Source organism: Salinibacter sp. 10B (genome assembly GCF_002954405.1).
Lineage (GTDB): Bacteria > Bacteroidota > Rhodothermia > Rhodothermales > Salinibacteraceae > Salinibacter.
In genome coordinates, this window is record NZ_MQWC01000004.1 from 712,672 (window position 1) to 727,913 (window position 15,242).

Consider the following 15,242-nt stretch of genomic DNA (forward strand, 5'->3'; position numbering starts at 1 on the left):
CGGTTGGGATGACGGAGGATACTCACTGGTCCGTCCCGGCGTATGCCGAACGCGTCCGTGATGTATCACCGAACGCATCGGCATAAGAATAAGTTATACTGAGGCGCTTTACACTCGACCCTTGAACCGATGAGGACTTGCGCCTACTGTGGAAAGAAAGGACAGCTCTCCAAAGAGCATCTGTATCCCGACTGTCTCCAGAGTCGTCGTGATGGTGATCGAGTCTACTCCTCGAATGCAATCTCAGATAAATTCGTCCCGGGTTCTGCGTTGCAGATAAAAGATGTCTGTGAGACCTGCAACAACGGGGTCCTTTCAGAGCTAGATCAGTACTTCTGCGGCCTGTATGACTCCTTTATCGACGGACGAACTGTGCGATCAGGGGAGCAGGTTCAGTTTCGGTATGAGTACGATGATCTGCTCCGATGGCTTCTGAAGATGCTTTACAACAATGCTCGGGCGGGAAAGGCTGCAAAGAAGCACGTTGACAGGTTGCAGGAGTACTCCGGGTACATTATTGGCGAAGAAAGCATCCCTCCCGAAGTTCTTCTCCTCGCCCGACTCACAGTGCCGTTTGAAGGAGAGAATGGGGAAATTCCTCCCTCTCACATGACCTGTGGCCTGATTGAACTTGAGGAGTTCGACTACAGACTTGGTGAGACCTATTTGGTCAGCATTGACAGCTTCTCATTCATCGTGGTCGCTCTTGTCGGGGCTTCGAACCTATTTCGACAGAAGGCCCGCGAATTGCTGAAAGAGGACGCATCACTAGGAGAGACGTCAAGACTTACTCCTGGCGTTGAACAGACGAGGTTAGAAGCCTCCGATGCGACCTCTCTCCATGTCGACGGCCAGCTTGTAATGGCAGATTGGGCAAAGTGGATACGCAGGACTCAAAAGGACTGACCGGGACCTCAGTATAACCCTGCGCTAGAGGTGACGGAGGGCTGATGCCATCATCGAACGAGGTCCCTCAGGCAGTTTCGACTTCGCTGATTTGGAATGGCAACGACTAAAAATGGATACTCCTTCCGACGTTGTTATTTTGTCGGACGACGTTCTCATTGGCGGTTTCCTGCCCTCCGCACCTCAGCTAAATCGTTATGACGCGCTGGACCACTGCTTCTGCTCGTCTCGGTTGAGACAATACCGATTGTCTAAGGCGCCACCGTCTCTCGATCTTAGGATCGTCCGGACGCCTGATATCTGTGGCGGAAAGCCGCGCATCGCAGGACACCGGATTGGTGGACTACGAAATCGTTTGGGAGGTGGCGACCGAGAAGGCCCCAGAATAGGGAAAAGCAATCGGTGCCCTTCTCGAAGAGGAAGATGCAGCCTCCCCCACATTGCAACCGACGACGGGCTGTGGCTTCTTTGAGTGTTGACCGTTTTGCGATTGGGAGGTCTGCCGTCCGCGCTCGTGCCCTCCACGCCGTCCAGAAAAGGGCCCACTGGACGGCCACAGTCGACAGTCTGCTCGCCCCCCGTTTGGAATCAAAACAGTCGCTTACAGCGGAAGGTCGAGCCCGGCCCGACTCTCCCGCAGCGCGTCGGCCGACGCCCGTAGGGCCTCCTCCTCGTCTGTCGAGAGATCCGGGGTCACGTGTCGCTCCACCCCTTCAATGCCCACGACACAGGGCGTGCTCAGGCACACGCCTTCGATGCCGTACGCTCCCTCCTGCCGCACACTCACGGGAAGCACGTTCCGCTGATCCTCCAGGATGGCTCGGACAATCCGGGCAATGACGACGCCAATGGCGGAGTCGGTATAGCCCTTCCGGTCGATAATTTCGTAGGCGGCGTCGCGGGCCTGCTCAAAGAGCGACTGCATCGTATCCGAATTCCAGGGTTCCCCCAAGACGTCCCGGCCCCGAATCGGCTGTCCTCCAATGGTCGCATTGCTCCAGATGGGCACCTCCGTATCGCCGTGCTCGCCCAGGATGTAGGCATGCACGGAGCGCGGATCGACGCCGTAGTGCTGCCCCAGCAATGCGCGGAAGCGCGCCGTGTCAAGGAGCGTTCCCGTTCCAATGATGCGCTCATTGGGCCGCTCACTCATCTCCTGCGAGAGGTCCGTGAGTACATCCACTGGATTCGTGGCGACAACGAGAATGGCGTCGGGGGCCTGCTCGTCGAGCGCCGAAATGATCTCCTGGAAAATGCGGGCGTTGCGCTCCAGCAGGTCGAGCCGAGACTCGTCCGGCGACTTCTGACTGCTGCCCGCCGCGAGAACGATCACTTGCGCATCGCTCATCGCCTCATAGCCGACCGCGCGGCACGTGACCCGGCCTACCAGCAGTTGGCCGTGCATCAAATCCATCGCCTCACCCTCGGCCCGACGCTCGTCAACGTCATGGAGAAGAATTTCACTGGCGAGGCCCTGGTTGAAAAGCGCATAGGCGGCTGCCGTGCCCACATTCCCCGTGCCGACAATGCCTACGGTTCGACGCTGAATCATAATGGGGGCGACAACTCAGATGGTGACGAATGGGAGACGAACGTAGTAGCGCATCCTCTCTTTTCCCTTACCCAGACATCATAATCAAGAGAATCGTCACGAGGAAGCTCACCAGCAGAACCCCAATGAACACGAGAGCCATAGTGCTGCTCGTTTGCGAGTGCTGGGCCGGCCCCGCCGCCACGGGCGACCGCGCCGCGGAAGACGAATCCGACGCCGATTCCGGCACGTCCCCCTCCGGGGCGAGGTCGGTATCGGCCCCGGCGTCGGGATCGGTGGCAAAGCGCACGGGGTCACTCCAGGGCCCCTCCGTATCGTTGGGAAAAAGGGCCGCGACGCGCCAGTGCAGGGTCGCACGCTCCTCGGGCAGTTCGTTGAAGATCGTAAGCGAGGTCGCCTCCACTGTCAGGTCCACGATCGGATCTGCGAACGCCTCGTCGTGGGCCACCTGGAGCCGATACCCACTGGCCTCCGGGACCGCCTCCCACGTGAAGGCCGGAGCCTCCGCATCCACCACATCGTCTTCGATCGGATAGATGGACACCGGCGGGGCGTCAACGAGAAACTGTGCCTCCTGCGATGCGTCCGGCTCGCCCCACGTGAAGTGGGCTGCGGTACTCCAGGGCGCCTGCGGGGCCTCCACTCGCACCCGCCATACGACTGCCCCTGCATCCTCGGGCAGCACCTCGTCGAGAGCAATGTCGGTGGGCGCCTCCACGACCTCGTCGTAGAAGAACGACTCGAAGGCCTCCGTTTCGGCCAGCTGGAGCCGGTAGGCCTCCGCCTCCGGAATCGAGGTCCATCGAAATTCCGACGACGCATCCGGCACGGGCCGCTGAGCAACGGGGTGAGTGGGGTGGGGAGCCGGAAGGGTCGAGGGCGGTACGTCCGGGCGAGAAGAAGTGGAAGTAGCCATAAGGTCCAAGCAATCGTAAAAAGCGGGCACAGCGCGCAACGATAACGTAAGGAAGCCGACCGACCTCGTCCATCCTCCACGGCAACTCTTCGTTAAAATACGGCGTAGGGACTGCGGGACGGCGTAAACAGAACTCCGGCGGGATTCCCTCCGGCCCCGGTCGACGCACAGGTGTGGCTTAGGGATAACTGCTCCAAAATCTCTCACGCGACACCTTTGTCTTCTGCCTCGTACCCGTTATTCTGTATCGTCTCCTGTCGGCGGTCCCTTCCTGTCCCCCCGGCAGGATCCCCCCCCTTCTCATGTCACGACGCGCAATACGGCTGTTTCCATGACGCTGAATATCGACACCATCCTCTTCCCCACCGACTTCTCGGACGTGGCGGAAGGCGCATTCGCCCATGCCGCGCACCTCGCTCTTCGGTACCACGCCACGATTCACGTCTTCAACGTCGTGGCTCCGGACGGAGGAGATACATCCAACCCCATGGACTTCCTCCCTGTGGAGCCGGCCGCCGACACCGACGCGGACGAACCTGCGGCCCAACACGTGGAGGTCCAAACGGCCACTCAGGAGCGCGGCACCGTCCCCGTAGTGTACACCCAAACCGATAGCACTTCTCCCTCGGAGGCCATCATCAACTACGCCGACGAGAAGGACATGGACCTCGTGGTGATGGGAACACATGGCCGCAAGGGCATGGACCGGCTGCTGAGCGGAAGCGTCTCGGAGGAGGTTGTGCGTGGGGCTCCCTGCCCCGTCTTCACGGTGCTTCCCTCCGCGGACGAGGGCAGCGTGCCTACAATCTCCCGCGTGCTTGCCCCTGTGGACCTCTCGGAGCAGTCGGATATGGTAGTGCATCACGCCGCGGCCCTGTCGGACGCCTACGCGGCTCCGCTCGACCTTCTGCACGTGGTCGAGGAGGCGGCCTATCCCAGTGCTTACGGCCTCGATCCCCTCACGCCCTCCCTACCCAATGTGCAGGACCGTGCCCGGGAGGCCCTGGAAACGCTGGCCGGGCGGCTCGACCTGCGCACCGACCCGGTGAACGTGCACGTGCTGGCGGGCTACGCGGCGCGGGACATCGTTGAGTTTGCGCAAGAGCACGAGGTGGACCTCATCGTGATGGCCACGCACGGTCGCACCGGGCTCGACCGCTTCCTGATCGGGAGCGTGGCCGAGAAGGTGGTACGCCGCGCGCCGTGCCCCGTCTTCACCCTTAAAAGCTTCGGCAAGTCGTTGTTGCCGGAAAGCGAGACGCAGGAATCGGAATAACGTGCCCCCGCACGCACCTCGTCGCCCGCGTTCCGTATGATCCTCCCCCTATGCTCCACCTCGAACGTCCCCTCGTCTTCCTGGACCTTGAAGCGACCGGTACCGATCCGCAGGAGGCACGCGTGATCCAGATCGCCCTGCAGCGCTTCGTACCGGCCGACGACGGGGCCACCCTCGACGCCAGCCTCGACCGGCTCGTGGACCCGCAACAGGACGTCCCCTCGGACGTGACGTCGCTGACCGGGATCACCACGGCCGACGTGCAGGGCCACCCGACCTTCGACGCACTCACGTCCTCCCTCGTCCCCCTTCTGGAGGACGCCGACCTGGCGGGCTACAATGCGCTTGCGTACGACCTCCCGCTGCTTCAAGCCGAATTTGAGCGAGCGGGGCAGTCTCTGCCCGGCCCCTCCGACCGCGTGGTCCTCGATCCGTACCGACTGGAACAGGTGCTTCGTCCCCGCACCCTCACCGCTCTGTACGAGCGCTATACGGGTCGGTCGCTGGAGAACGCCCACGACGCTCACGCCGACGTCGAGGCCGCTGGGGCCGTCCTACAACACCAGATGGCCGAGCATGACCTCGACGCAACGCCGGCCGAGCTGGCGAATCTGGCCCGTGGCGACTACCTCGACGATGGGCGAAAACTTAAGCAGGATGGGAACCAGGTCGTCGTCTGCTTCGGCAAGCACAGCGGCAAAACACTCCGCCAGCTCCAGTCCGACCACGCCGACTATTTCGACTGGATGTACCGAACGATCGACGAGATTCGCCCCCACATTGACGACGCCCTAGGCTGACCCCGCCCCCCTGCTTCCGATGGGCGAAGTGCCTGTCTCACTCGATGGGGCTTGTGTGTATTTCGTCGCGCGCCTCTTGCCTGTACGCCCTGCCCCTCTCCCTCTGAACTCATGACCCTGCCTCCATGACGGAGACGATCATTCAGAATCAGTTGTACGACTGGTGCTCGGACAAACGCCATCCGGTCACGATCGACAATTGCGGCGCCTGTACGATTGGCAAAGCGGACCTCTTAAGCGTAACAAAGGCCCGCCTCGTGCACGAGTTTGAAATCAAGTGCACCGTAACCGACTTCGAGCGTGATTTCACGGACAAGGACACGAAGCACAAGCGCCTGGGCCGGGCCGACAACCGACTCATGTCGTTGCCGAACTATTTCTGGTTCGCTACGCCGCCGAACCTGCTGGACCTGGACGACATCCCGGACTACGCCGGCCTCATGATCGTGGACGACGATGGATGCGTTGAAGAAAAACCCGCCCCTCGCATCCACTCCGACAACCTTTCGGACAAGGACCGTCGCTACATTGAACGCGGCCTTACTCACCGCTACTGGCGCCGGCGAAACGACTGAATCGATTGACTTTTCCCGTACAGTGTCTGCACCCCTGCCTGGACTCGAACCAGGACCTGCGGCTTAGGAGGCCACTGCTCTTTCCAGGTTGAGCTACAGGGGCAACTGTCTACTCGCCGGGCGCTGCCCTGAGAAAAAGTCCTATTCCCTCAGGGGCGTGCGTACGCTACGGCGCTCCGTGAACTTTGAAAAACGCTAGCTGGAGACAATCTCGATTTCGATGTCGTAGTCGGCCGTCGTCAGTGTAATGGTACGGTTTTGGTTTGCGAGGCCGTAGTCTTCAATCGCATCGGGAAAAGCCCCGTCCGGCGTGTCCATGTTGAACAACGCATCGGCCACCACCTTCCAGTCCTCCGGGGTCAGGTGAACCGTCGCCGCCCCGTCTTCCGCCACCATCGGGGCGTAGTCGAGCACTCGTTCCAGGTGATTGATCGCCTGTTTTAGATGCTTGTTCTCAGGAATGTCGGGATCGAGTTCAGCCATGTCGAGGGGGATGAGACAACATCAGTACAGAAGAACCAGTCGTCTGCGCTCTACGAAGCGGCTCGGCGGCACGTTCCTCTCCAAGACCGTTTGGCGAGCACATGCAGGAAACGGAAGATCGGGACAGAGTCGCCCCTGCATGCCGTAGCGGTCCGCCGCCCCGACGCTCATATGCGCCCATCAGGCTCAATGCTGAACGCCCCGTAACTACGCCCCGAAACGGAACGGGCTCCACTCCACCGACCTCAACGGCACATGCGGTATCAGCAGCATTTGCAGATCAACATCCCGTTCTCCGCAGAAGAATACAAAAATTTACCAGCGCCGTCCCTGCGAATCGCCGAACGAGTTCTGCGATTACGGCGCTCGCTTTGTATCCTTGTACCGGTCCGTTCCCCCCCTCTCAACGAACAATGCCTGCACCGCACGGGTCTTCGTCCCCGTTGAACGGAGGGATTTTTGTCCGGACCACTGTGGCTCCCCCTTGCACTATGCGTTCTCGTCATGCGGATCTATCTCGACTACCTCCAGGACATTCTCGACCACGGCACCGAGCACGCCGATCGCACCGGCACCGGTACGCTCCGCGTGTTTGGGCGCCAGCTCCGATTTGACTTAACGGACGGATTTCCCCTTCTCACCACGAAACGAGTGTGGATGCGGGGCGTGACGGAGGAGCTGCTCTGGTTCCTGCGGGGCGAGACCAACATTCAGCCGCTCGTACAGGCCGGCGTATCCATCTGGACGGACTGGCCCCTTCAGCGATATCGTGAGCAGACCGGGGCCGAGATCTCTCAGGATGCGTTCGAGGAGCGCATTGCCACAGACGATGCCTTTGCAGAGAAATGGGGCGACCTCGGTCCCATCTACGGGAAGCAGTGGCGCGACTTCGAAGGTCCTGATCGTCGCGTGGATCAAATCCGGCAGCTCGTCGACGGACTGCGCGAGCGTCCGCACTCCCGTCGCCACGTCGTCAGTGCCTGGCACCCGGCCCAAATCGAGGACGCCGCCCTTCCGCCCTGCCACTACGCCTTTCAGTGCTTTGTGGAGGGGGGCGATCCTGATTCTCCAGGCCGGCTCTCCCTAATGTGGCAACAGCGGTCGGTGGACAGCTTCCTCGGGCTTCCGTTCAACATTGCCAGCTATGCCCTGCTCACTCACATGCTGGCCCAGCAGACCGGCCTCGTCCCCCATGAACTGATTTTCCACGGCGGCGACTGTCACATCTACCAGAACCACCTGGAGCAGGTCCAAGAGCAACTTTCACGCGCCCCCTACGAACGCCCCACACTTCGCCTCCGCCCGCAGGACTCGCTCGACGCCTACACAACGGACGATGTGAACATCGCCGGGTACGAACACCATCCGGCACTCAAGGCCCCGATCGCCGTGTAGATCGGCTTCGGACATTTGCCAAACGGCGCGGCGGCTGGCGATCGGTACTGTTCCCCATTCAATCCCCCTTCGCACGCATGCCTCCTTCTGAGTTGCCCGATGAGGATGCTCTTCAACGTTCGGACGACGCCCTCCTTCCCGACGAGGCGCCTGACCCCATTCCGGTGTTGACCGAAGCTGCCTCTCGGGTCCTGCAACGCCGCTTCCGGATCGTGCTCCTCATCCGGAATGCCTACGAGCGAATGCTATCACACTCGGACGTGCTGTCGGCGGTGTGGCGGGACCTCAGGACGATGCTGCGACTTGTCATTCGATGGGTCGACCAGTCGTACCAACGCATCTCCTGGACGCCTCTGCTACTGATCGTTGGGGCACTCATCTACTTCGTCACCCCGGTCGACGTGGTCCCCGATGCCCTTGGGGCCCTCGGCTTTGTGGACGACGTGACGGTGATCTCGACGGTCGTTCAGCGAGTGCGACACGAACTCGACCGCTTCCGTCACTGGGAAAAGACCACGGCCCTCACCGACTGAGTCCGTCTCTCCCTCCAATCGGCTGGCCGTCCCCCCGTCGCAACCGTCATAACAAGCGCCTACAGATTGCCATGACTCTCCAACTGGTGCTCGCCCTCCTCGCCGGACTACTTACCGGAGCCCTCATTGCCTGGTACCGGCGGTCACGGGGAGAGTGACGCGTGAAACGTGATCCCGGAACGACCCGCGAATCACGCCTCACGTGCCACGCGTGACTCACGGGACAATCTGCTCTCCGTTCTCGTCCGTCAGGATTAACGCATCCACCGGGCAAATGGCCGTCGCTTCCTCCAGTCGACCGGCGTCAATGTCCGGCGTCTCGTCCTGAAAGTCGACAATATTCTCCTGATCGATGACGAAAACCTCAGGGGCGAGGTTGGTGCAATTGCCCGACCCAATGCAAAGGGTCCGATCGATGCCCACCGTCATGCCACTGATTTCGCGCTCTCGGTACTCGTCGTCCATGCGTATAGGAAAGATTTACTGAGGAGTGATTCGGCGAAAATCGATATCTGCCACGACACTAGGGCGAACACGTTCCCGGCGTGTGCATCCTTCCCCCGGACGTTACGAACCGGAACCGCCGGTCGCCCCCGCCCCTCCCGACCAGAACCGGCCTCGCCTTCACCCTTCCCCCGACAGGTCCAGCGTACGATCTTCAAGCTCCTGATCCTCCCGTGCCAGTGAATCATCGAGGAGGTTGCCAGCAATCTGGATAAAGTCGCGCTCGGTGATAATTCCAACGAGCCGCTCCTCTCGCACCACAGGAAGTGCCCCAATTTGGTGCTCGCGCATCATTTCGACGGCCTCGCGAGTGGGCAACTCTGGCGAAACCGAGATCGGATCCTCCACCATAATCTCCTTCACCGGAACGCCCCCCTCCGGCACCTCCGTCCGCTCAGCCATATGACGCAGGAGCGTCCGGTGGCTAATGAGCCCCACGAGGCGATGTCGCTCATCCTCCACCAGCACATGGCGGATGCGTTGCCAATCCATGAGGCGCGCCACAAACTCGATCGACTCCTCCTCATGAACGGTGAAGAGCTCCGTCGTCATGTAGTCTTCGACGTTCGTGTCTTTCATGCCCGTCGGGGTGTAGCCTTCCTCCAGCGCCGCCAGGGACCATTCGTGCACAGGAGCCCCCTCCCGCTGACGCTCCACCATACCACGAGTCAGAGCCCCCAGCCGCTCGGCCCGCGAGCCGACGTTCTTCATCCGGGCCATCGAGTCGAGCTGCCACTGCGCGCCGGTTTGCTGCGTCTCTACTCGTTTCTGGATGATGCCCAGATAGCGATCGATGTCGCCATCGCTGATGTCGGAGTTTCGCAGGCCCGACTCCGCCCGGGGCAGTAGCGTATCGAGAATGAGTTCGTGGGCGGGCCGCTTCGAGCCGTCGAGCCACGTAAATTGCGAGGCAAGGCCATTGCGGGCCGCCGCGATGAAGTTGTGACGGGCATCATCGAAGTCCATGTCGCGGGAAACGTCCTTGTACTCGTCGGCCAGGCCTGCCACAAGGCCGTACCAGAACACGGCATTGGCAATTTCGTCGAGGACGGTCGGGCCGGACGGCAACACCCGGTTTTCAATGCGCAGGTGCGGCTTGCCGTCGGTAATGCCGTAGCACGCCCGATTCCAGCGGTACACCGTGCCATTGTGGAGCTGAAGGGCCATGAGGTTGGGGACCTTCCCCTCCTCTAGCATTTTGAGGGGCTCCTCATTAAGCTCCGTCGTCAGCAGCACACGGAACCGTGAGATGTCCTCCTTGAAGATTTCCAGCACCGATTCGTCCACCCAGTCGGTCCCGAAGTGCACGCGGGGCCGCATCTCGCGGAGGTAGAGGTTGCTTGACCGCGTATCCACAGCCTGCTGGAAGAGGGCAATGCGCGTCTCTCGCCAGAGGCGCTTGCCGAAGAGAAGCGGCGAGTTGGTCCCCGCCGCCAGACACGGCGCCGCCACGACCTGCGCTATGTTGTAGTAGCGGGGAAATTCCTCGGGCGACACCTGAAAGTGGGTCTGGAAACTCGTGTTGCACCCCTCCAGCATGATGGAATCATGCTTGAGGAAGAGCTCATCGATCCCTCGAATCTGGTACTGCCCGGGCCCGCCCCGCAAACGGCCCAGTGCATCATTCAGAGCGTAGTATCGGGGCCGCGGCGTCATGTAGTCAAGCGCAAAATCCGACAGGTGTGCCGTGGGCAAGATGCCGGTCATAGCAATGTCGCCGCCCACCTCCTGCGTGAGCGCCCGAACCTTCTCCACGAGCTCCCCAGTGGCCCGCTCCATTTCCTGGAAACAGTCGCCTCCGTACTGGAGGGGATCCATGTTGAACTCGATATTGAACTTCGTGAGCTCCGTCACGATTCGCTCGTCGGTGTTGCGCTCCAGCACCTCTTCGATGATGGGTGCAGGGGCGCCCCGCTCGTCCACCATGAAGAGCTCTTGTTCTGCCCCGATTCGCCGCACGCCGGACTCGAACATGTCCTCATGCAGCATCAATTCCAGGGCCCGCACGTCCTGAATCAAGTGGTTCGTGAACTCCCGTAGAACGGACGGATCCGCATCTCGGTGTACGTTGTGCTCACCCATAAGAGTCGATCGCGCTGTAGTCAAAAAAACGGTTGGAGTCCAGGCGGAGGAAGCGCTTTCCTCCGTTCTTCCCGGAATAAAGATTGCCGGCTCTCTTCGTCGAAAGAAGATCGATTCCCGTTCCCAGTCATGGCACGCTGGCGACCTTCATGCCAACGGACCTCCCACGAAAAAAGGGGACAACGGGACGCAATATAATCAAACTTCTGTAAACCAATCCAGCAGATCGGCAGGATCGGCACAGAAACCTCCCGATCGACACCACCGTTCAGATTGATTGGTTCTTTAACTGTTTCTTGACCGGTTTGCTGCAGGATGATTTCCGATCAGGTTCGTCCGTGGGAGTCCCTTCTTTCCCTCTGTGCATGCCTCACACTCCTTCTCCTCCTTGGTCCTTTCCTCTCTTCTTCGGCTTCTGCTCAAGAGGGCCCGCCTCGGTCAGCCATCTCAAATCGAACCGCGAAGGCGCTGTTCGTGCGTGGCCTTACTCAGTCGTACCTGCAGGACTACGAACAGGCCATCTCGCTCTTCGAAAAAGCCTTGGACGCGTCCCCGCGCCAATCCGCCATCCTGAGCGCCCTAGCGGAGGCGGAAGCGGGTCGCGATAACCGTACGTCCGCCCTCTACTACGCCCGGCAGGCGCAGGAGTACGCCCCAGAGGAGCCCTACTACTACCACGCGCTCGCCGACCTCCTTCGAGACGCCAACCGCCCCGCGGAGGCCAAGGAAACGTACCGCTCTCTTCTCTCCCGCTTTCCCAACAACCAGGCCGCCCGGCTGTCCCTGGCTCGTCTGCAGGCAAACACCGGTGCTCCCCGTGCGGCCTTGCGCACCTATGAGACACTAGTCGACTCTTCGGCCTCCGTACAACCGCAGGCCTACGCCGAAATGCTGTCGCTATACCAACAGGTGGGCGATGAGGACGGACTGGAACGAACACTGAAAGCTCTCGTCGACCTCCGCCACAACACGCCCCGCTATCGCGAAATGCTGGGCCAACTCTACATCAGGCAGGACCGATATGAGGAAGCAATCCCCCTCTTCGAGACCCTGCTTCTAAAGCGCCCCAGCAACCCGCGTCTGCTTAGCCGTCTGAAGATGCTGTACACAGAAACGGGCCAACCGCAGAAGGCACGGACCGTCGGAACGGTTGCCTCGGAAACGACCGCTCCGTCCCAACTCGTGGCCCGGGCCCGCTCGCTCTACAGCCAGGCCCAATCGTCCGACAGCACCGTGACCCAGACGGCAATCGAGTTGCTGCAACAAGCGTTGGACACCGCTCCGACTCAGGTCGATGCGCTGGACCTGCTCGGGACCATCTATCTCGATCGAGGCAAATATGCAGCAGCGGCCCCTCTTTTCCAAAAGGCCATCGACGAGAACCCCCGCGACCCGACCCGCTGGCGCCGCGCAGCAACGGCTCACCTCCGGGCCGACTCTGCCCGTCAGGCTGCTGCCCTGGCCGAGGAGGGGCAACTTCTCTTTCCCGGCCGCTACGATCTTGCACGAGTCGAAGCGTTTGCGCGCCTTCGTCTTGGCGAGTACGAGAGCGCACGGGCTCGTTTTCGAGAAGCCCAAAACCGAATGGACACGACCTCCGTCTCGGGCCCCGAACGCGCCGAACTCCTTTCCGGGCTCGGCCTCGCCCAGCAGCGCCTTGGGCACATCCAGAACGCCCACCGAACCTACGATGCCGCCCTCCGCGTGGATGCAAATTCCCCGACGGCTCTTCGGTACTATGCCTATAGCCTCGCTCAACAGGGCACCCAACTGGACCGGGCGCTGGCGCTGGCTCAGCGCGCTCTGGAGACCGCCGGGCCCACGGCCGATGTTCTTGACACGCTCGGGTGGGTTTATTTCAAGCGAAAAAACTACACACAGGCCGAATCCACGTTCGAGCGCGCCCTCTCAATAGGAGGGGCTTCCGCCCGCGTTTACGAGCATTTTGGCGATGTCCAGCGTGCCCTTGGCAACGAGTCGGACGCTCGTACGTATTGGCACAAGGCGCTCGAACGAGACCCGGACCGTGAATCTGTGAAACGGAAACTCGATTCGAGTCCGCAGAGCTGACGTTCGTAACGCGATCCTCCCGCCTGTCCTCCGTGCTAGAACTGCCCCTGTTCGTGCCCTCTCGTCGTCCGCCGCGCCCCCTCCTGCTTCTCGCACTGGCATGTAGTCTGGGCCTGCTCGGCTGCAGCGGTCCGTCCTCTACCCGGGCTCCTTCGGCTCTCCCCTCCGCCTTTCCCAATCACTCCGCCGATCAGATTCGGACGCGCCTGCAACAACCGAGCGATACCCTCCAGCGGTACGCCGCCGAGGCCCGCGTGTCCGTCCGTACCCCCTCGGAGAACCGATCGTTCAACGCCCAGATCCGGCAAGAAAAGGCCGACTCGCTCTTCATGCGGTTCAGCCTCTTCGGCTTTGAAGGCGGCCGCATGCTGCTGACCCCCGATAGTGTCTTCTTCTACGACAGCCGCAAGCAAACCCTGCGTGTCGGGCCAGTGGCAAAGGCGCAGCAGATTCTCCCGGCCCCCGTTGCCTCCGACGAGGTGTTCGACAACATGCTCGGCCTCGCGTCTCCGGACGGCCCCACCGACTGGACCGTAACAGCCGACAGTACGCGCTACTACCTCTCTGACCCTGAGGAGCACCGGCGCTGGACGGTGGATCCCCGTCACTGGCGCGTCGTCCGATTTACGCGGACGGACGGAAACGGCACGATTCTCGAAAAGCGCCGATTTTCCAACTTTCACACCACGCAGGGGCTGACGCTGCCCCGCCGTGTGATCTTCGAGCGCCCACAGGAAAACTTGAGGGCCCAAATCGACTATAAGCAGATTCAACTGAATCCGTCGCGCTTGTCCTTCACCCTGGGCGTTCCCCCAAACGTGCCCCGCCGCCCCCTCCGCTAAGCGGCACGCCTGTACAACCGACCGGCTTTCCCGATGCCTCCGACGTGGTCTTCCGATAGGAGTAGTGCCCCGCGTTCGGGCCTCCGATGGGGCCTGCTGTTCGTGGCGTGGATGCTCCTCACACTTCCCGTTCAGGCCCAGGAAGACCTGCAGGCCCGTCGTGCCTCCACCGAAGACCGCCTGCAAAACCTGAAGCAGCAAATTCAGCAGGACCAGTCTCGCCTTCAAGAGACGACCAAAGCCGAAGAGGCCACCCAGGAAAAGCTGGAATCCCTCCAGCGCGAGATTGCGCTCCGCGAAGAGCTGGTCTCCACCTACCAGCAACGGCTCGACGAGCTCGAACAAGAACGAACGACCCTTCGCAACAAGCTCCGGGACCTGCAGGACCGGCTCGACGACCTTCAGCAGGAGTACCGGAAACGGGTGGTACACGCCTATAAGTACAACCGCATTCCGGACCTGGCCCTCATCCTTGCCTCCCGCTCCATCAACCAAATGCTGGTTCGCATCCGCTACCTCCAGCGCTTTGCACAGCAGCGGCAGGCCCAGCGCTCCGACGTAAAACAAGCCGCGGCTCAGGTGCGGGCCTCCCGCAAGAAGCTCAAACAGAAGCAGGCCCAGACGGAAGAGCTACTCGCCAACGCGCGTCTGGAGCGCGAAAACCTGGAGGCCCTCAAAGCCGACCGGCAGCAGGTGATTTCCCAACTTCGCTCCCGCCGCTCGGAGCTGGAGGAACAGATCCAGCAAAAGCAGGCCCAGGCCCGCCAGATAGAGGAGCAGATCCGTCAGATCGTCGCCAAGGTAGAACGGCGACAGGAGCAGAAGCCGGAGGCGCAGCAAGCCGAACAAGCCGCTCTCTCCGCCAACTTATCCGCCTCCTTTAAGCAAAACAAGGGGGAGCTGCCGTGGCCTGCCAAGGGGGCAATCACAGAGGGCTTCGGCAACCGCGTCGATCCGGTACACGGCACCGAAACGTATCATCCCGGCATTCTCATCGCCACGAATCCGGAAGAGCAGGTCCGTTCCGTATTCAAAGGCACCGTGAGCGGGGTGGACTTCGTGCCGGGATACGGGACGTATCTCGTAGTGCGGCATGGCGAGTACCTGTCCGTCTACAGCAACTTCTCCACTCTATACGTCGAACAGGGCGACGACGTAGCGGCCGGCGAGGTGATTGGGCTCGCCGGCACCGACGAGCAGCCGCGCGGGGCCGGCGTCTTCTTCGCCGTCTTCGACCGGGGCCAGAGTACGTCGGTCGACCCCACGGCCTGGCTCACCGCTCGGTAGCGGTCCCAACTCATCCGGATT

General features: G+C 61.4%; 14 protein-coding genes and 1 tRNA gene. 9 read left to right on the plus strand and 6 right to left on the minus strand.

Going from position 1 to position 15,242, the window contains the following annotated elements; translation table 11 throughout:
- Nucleotides 1–129 precede the first annotated feature (129 nt).
- A complete protein-coding gene (locus BSZ35_RS03185; protein WP_146109982.1) occupies nt 130–906 on the plus strand; it encodes an HNH endonuclease in 777 nt (258 codons plus the stop codon).
- A 601-nt stretch (nt 907–1,507) separates the two neighbouring features.
- Here BSZ35_RS03185 and BSZ35_RS03190 read toward each other — a convergent pair.
- Together BSZ35_RS03190 and BSZ35_RS03195 are read right to left on the minus strand one after the other, a co-directional pair.
- On the minus strand, nt 1,508–2,458 hold the full coding sequence (locus BSZ35_RS03190; protein ID WP_105011098.1) for an L-lactate dehydrogenase: 951 nt from the start codon (nt 2,456–2,458) through the stop codon (nt 1,508–1,510).
- Nucleotides 2,459–2,525: 67 nt separating this feature from the next.
- Nucleotides 2,526–3,374: a DNA-binding protein gene (locus BSZ35_RS03195; RefSeq protein WP_105011099.1), complete on the minus strand. Its 849-nt coding sequence runs from the start codon at nt 3,372–3,374 to the stop codon at nt 2,526–2,528.
- A gap of 331 nt (nt 3,375–3,705) precedes the next feature.
- Between BSZ35_RS03195 and BSZ35_RS03200 the strand changes: the two genes are divergently transcribed.
- From BSZ35_RS03200 to BSZ35_RS03210, 3 genes are all read left to right on the plus strand, one after another.
- A complete protein-coding gene (locus tag BSZ35_RS03200; protein ID WP_105011100.1) occupies nt 3,706–4,650 on the plus strand; it encodes a universal stress protein in 945 nt (314 codons plus the stop codon).
- A 50-nt stretch (nt 4,651–4,700) separates the two neighbouring features.
- Entirely contained in the window at nt 4,701–5,450 is a 750-nt protein-coding gene (locus BSZ35_RS03205) for a 3'-5' exonuclease (protein WP_105011101.1), read from the plus strand.
- 125 nt (nt 5,451–5,575) lie between these two features.
- Nucleotides 5,576–6,025 carry a hypothetical protein gene (locus tag BSZ35_RS03210; RefSeq protein WP_105011102.1) on the plus strand — a complete coding sequence of 150 codons (450 nt, stop codon included), beginning with the start codon at nt 5,576–5,578 and terminating at the stop codon, nt 6,023–6,025.
- 29 nt (nt 6,026–6,054) lie between these two features.
- On the opposite strand, the gene BSZ35_RS03215 is transcribed toward BSZ35_RS03210, so the two are convergent.
- Together BSZ35_RS03215 and BSZ35_RS03220 are read right to left on the minus strand one after the other, a co-directional pair.
- Nucleotides 6,055–6,128 (minus strand) — tRNA-Arg (locus BSZ35_RS03215).
- A gap of 92 nt (nt 6,129–6,220) precedes the next feature.
- Nucleotides 6,221–6,508: a hypothetical protein gene (locus BSZ35_RS03220; RefSeq protein WP_105011103.1), complete on the minus strand. Its 288-nt coding sequence runs from the start codon at nt 6,506–6,508 to the stop codon at nt 6,221–6,223.
- 504 nt (nt 6,509–7,012) lie between these two features.
- On the opposite strand from BSZ35_RS03220, the gene thyA reads away from it, so the two are divergent.
- Nucleotides 7,013–7,903 carry a thymidylate synthase gene (gene thyA / locus BSZ35_RS03225; protein WP_105011104.1) on the plus strand — a complete coding sequence of 297 codons (891 nt, stop codon included), beginning with the start codon at nt 7,013–7,015 and terminating at the stop codon, nt 7,901–7,903.
- Nucleotides 7,904–7,980: 77 nt separating this feature from the next.
- Nucleotides 7,981–8,436: a YkvA family protein gene (locus BSZ35_RS03230; RefSeq protein WP_105011105.1), complete on the plus strand. Its 456-nt coding sequence runs from the start codon at nt 7,981–7,983 to the stop codon at nt 8,434–8,436.
- 216 nt (nt 8,437–8,652) lie between these two features.
- On the opposite strand, the gene BSZ35_RS03235 is transcribed toward BSZ35_RS03230, so the two are convergent.
- Complete coding sequence (locus BSZ35_RS03235; RefSeq protein ID WP_105011106.1) at nt 8,653–8,901, minus strand: ferredoxin; 249 nt, start codon at nt 8,899–8,901, stop codon at nt 8,653–8,655.
- Nucleotides 8,902–9,060: 159 nt separating this feature from the next.
- A complete protein-coding gene (locus BSZ35_RS03240; RefSeq protein ID WP_105011107.1) occupies nt 9,061–11,022 on the minus strand; it encodes a CBS domain-containing protein in 1,962 nt (653 codons plus the stop codon).
- 315 nt (nt 11,023–11,337) lie between these two features.
- On the opposite strand from BSZ35_RS03240, the gene BSZ35_RS19700 reads away from it, so the two are divergent.
- Genes BSZ35_RS19700 through BSZ35_RS03255 form a run of 3 tightly spaced genes read left to right on the plus strand, consistent with a single transcriptional unit; the run spans nt 11,338 to nt 15,221 of the window.
- On the plus strand, nt 11,338–13,092 hold the full coding sequence (locus tag BSZ35_RS19700) for a tetratricopeptide repeat protein (RefSeq protein WP_105011108.1): 1,755 nt from the start codon (nt 11,338–11,340) through the stop codon (nt 13,090–13,092).
- Nucleotides 13,093–13,145: 53 nt separating this feature from the next.
- Nucleotides 13,146–13,934 (plus strand): DUF4292 domain-containing protein, encoded by a 789-nt coding sequence (locus tag BSZ35_RS03250; RefSeq protein ID WP_258096050.1) that lies wholly within the window; start codon nt 13,146–13,148, stop codon nt 13,932–13,934.
- Nucleotides 13,935–13,967: 33 nt separating this feature from the next.
- On the plus strand, nt 13,968–15,221 hold the full coding sequence (locus BSZ35_RS03255) for a peptidoglycan DD-metalloendopeptidase family protein (protein WP_105011109.1): 1,254 nt from the start codon (nt 13,968–13,970) through the stop codon (nt 15,219–15,221).
- The last annotated feature ends 21 nt before the right edge of the window (nt 15,222–15,242 follow it).

Bases quoted from the DNA above. Each gene is read 5' to 3' on its own strand.
- BSZ35_RS03195 (WP_105011099.1), bottom strand. From the start codon at position 3,374: ATGGCTACTTCCACTTCTTCTCGCCCGGACGTACCGCCCTCGACCCTT.
- BSZ35_RS03200 (WP_105011100.1), top strand. From the start codon at position 3,706: ATGACGCTGAATATCGACACCATCCTCTTCCCCACCGACTTCTCGGAC.
- BSZ35_RS03255 (WP_105011109.1), top strand. From the start codon at position 13,968: ATGCCTCCGACGTGGTCTTCCGATAGGAGTAGTGCCCCGCGTTCGGGC.
- BSZ35_RS03190 (WP_105011098.1), bottom strand. From the start codon at position 2,458: ATGATTCAGCGTCGAACCGTAGGCATTGTCGGCACGGGGAATGTGGGC.
- BSZ35_RS03235 (WP_105011106.1), bottom strand. From the start codon at position 8,901: ATGGACGACGAGTACCGAGAGCGCGAAATCAGTGGCATGACGGTGGGC.
- thyA (WP_105011104.1), top strand. From the start codon at position 7,013: ATGCGGATCTATCTCGACTACCTCCAGGACATTCTCGACCACGGCACC.
- BSZ35_RS03210 (WP_105011102.1), top strand. From the start codon at position 5,576: ATGACGGAGACGATCATTCAGAATCAGTTGTACGACTGGTGCTCGGAC.
- BSZ35_RS03185 (WP_146109982.1), top strand. From the start codon at position 130: ATGAGGACTTGCGCCTACTGTGGAAAGAAAGGACAGCTCTCCAAAGAG.
- BSZ35_RS19700 (WP_105011108.1), top strand. From the start codon at position 11,338: ATGATTTCCGATCAGGTTCGTCCGTGGGAGTCCCTTCTTTCCCTCTGT.
- BSZ35_RS03230 (WP_105011105.1), top strand. From the start codon at position 7,981: ATGCCTCCTTCTGAGTTGCCCGATGAGGATGCTCTTCAACGTTCGGAC.
- BSZ35_RS03205 (WP_105011101.1), top strand. From the start codon at position 4,701: ATGCTCCACCTCGAACGTCCCCTCGTCTTCCTGGACCTTGAAGCGACC.
- BSZ35_RS03240 (WP_105011107.1), bottom strand. From the start codon at position 11,022: ATGGGTGAGCACAACGTACACCGAGATGCGGATCCGTCCGTTCTACGG.
- BSZ35_RS03220 (WP_105011103.1), bottom strand. From the start codon at position 6,508: ATGGCTGAACTCGATCCCGACATTCCTGAGAACAAGCATCTAAAACAG.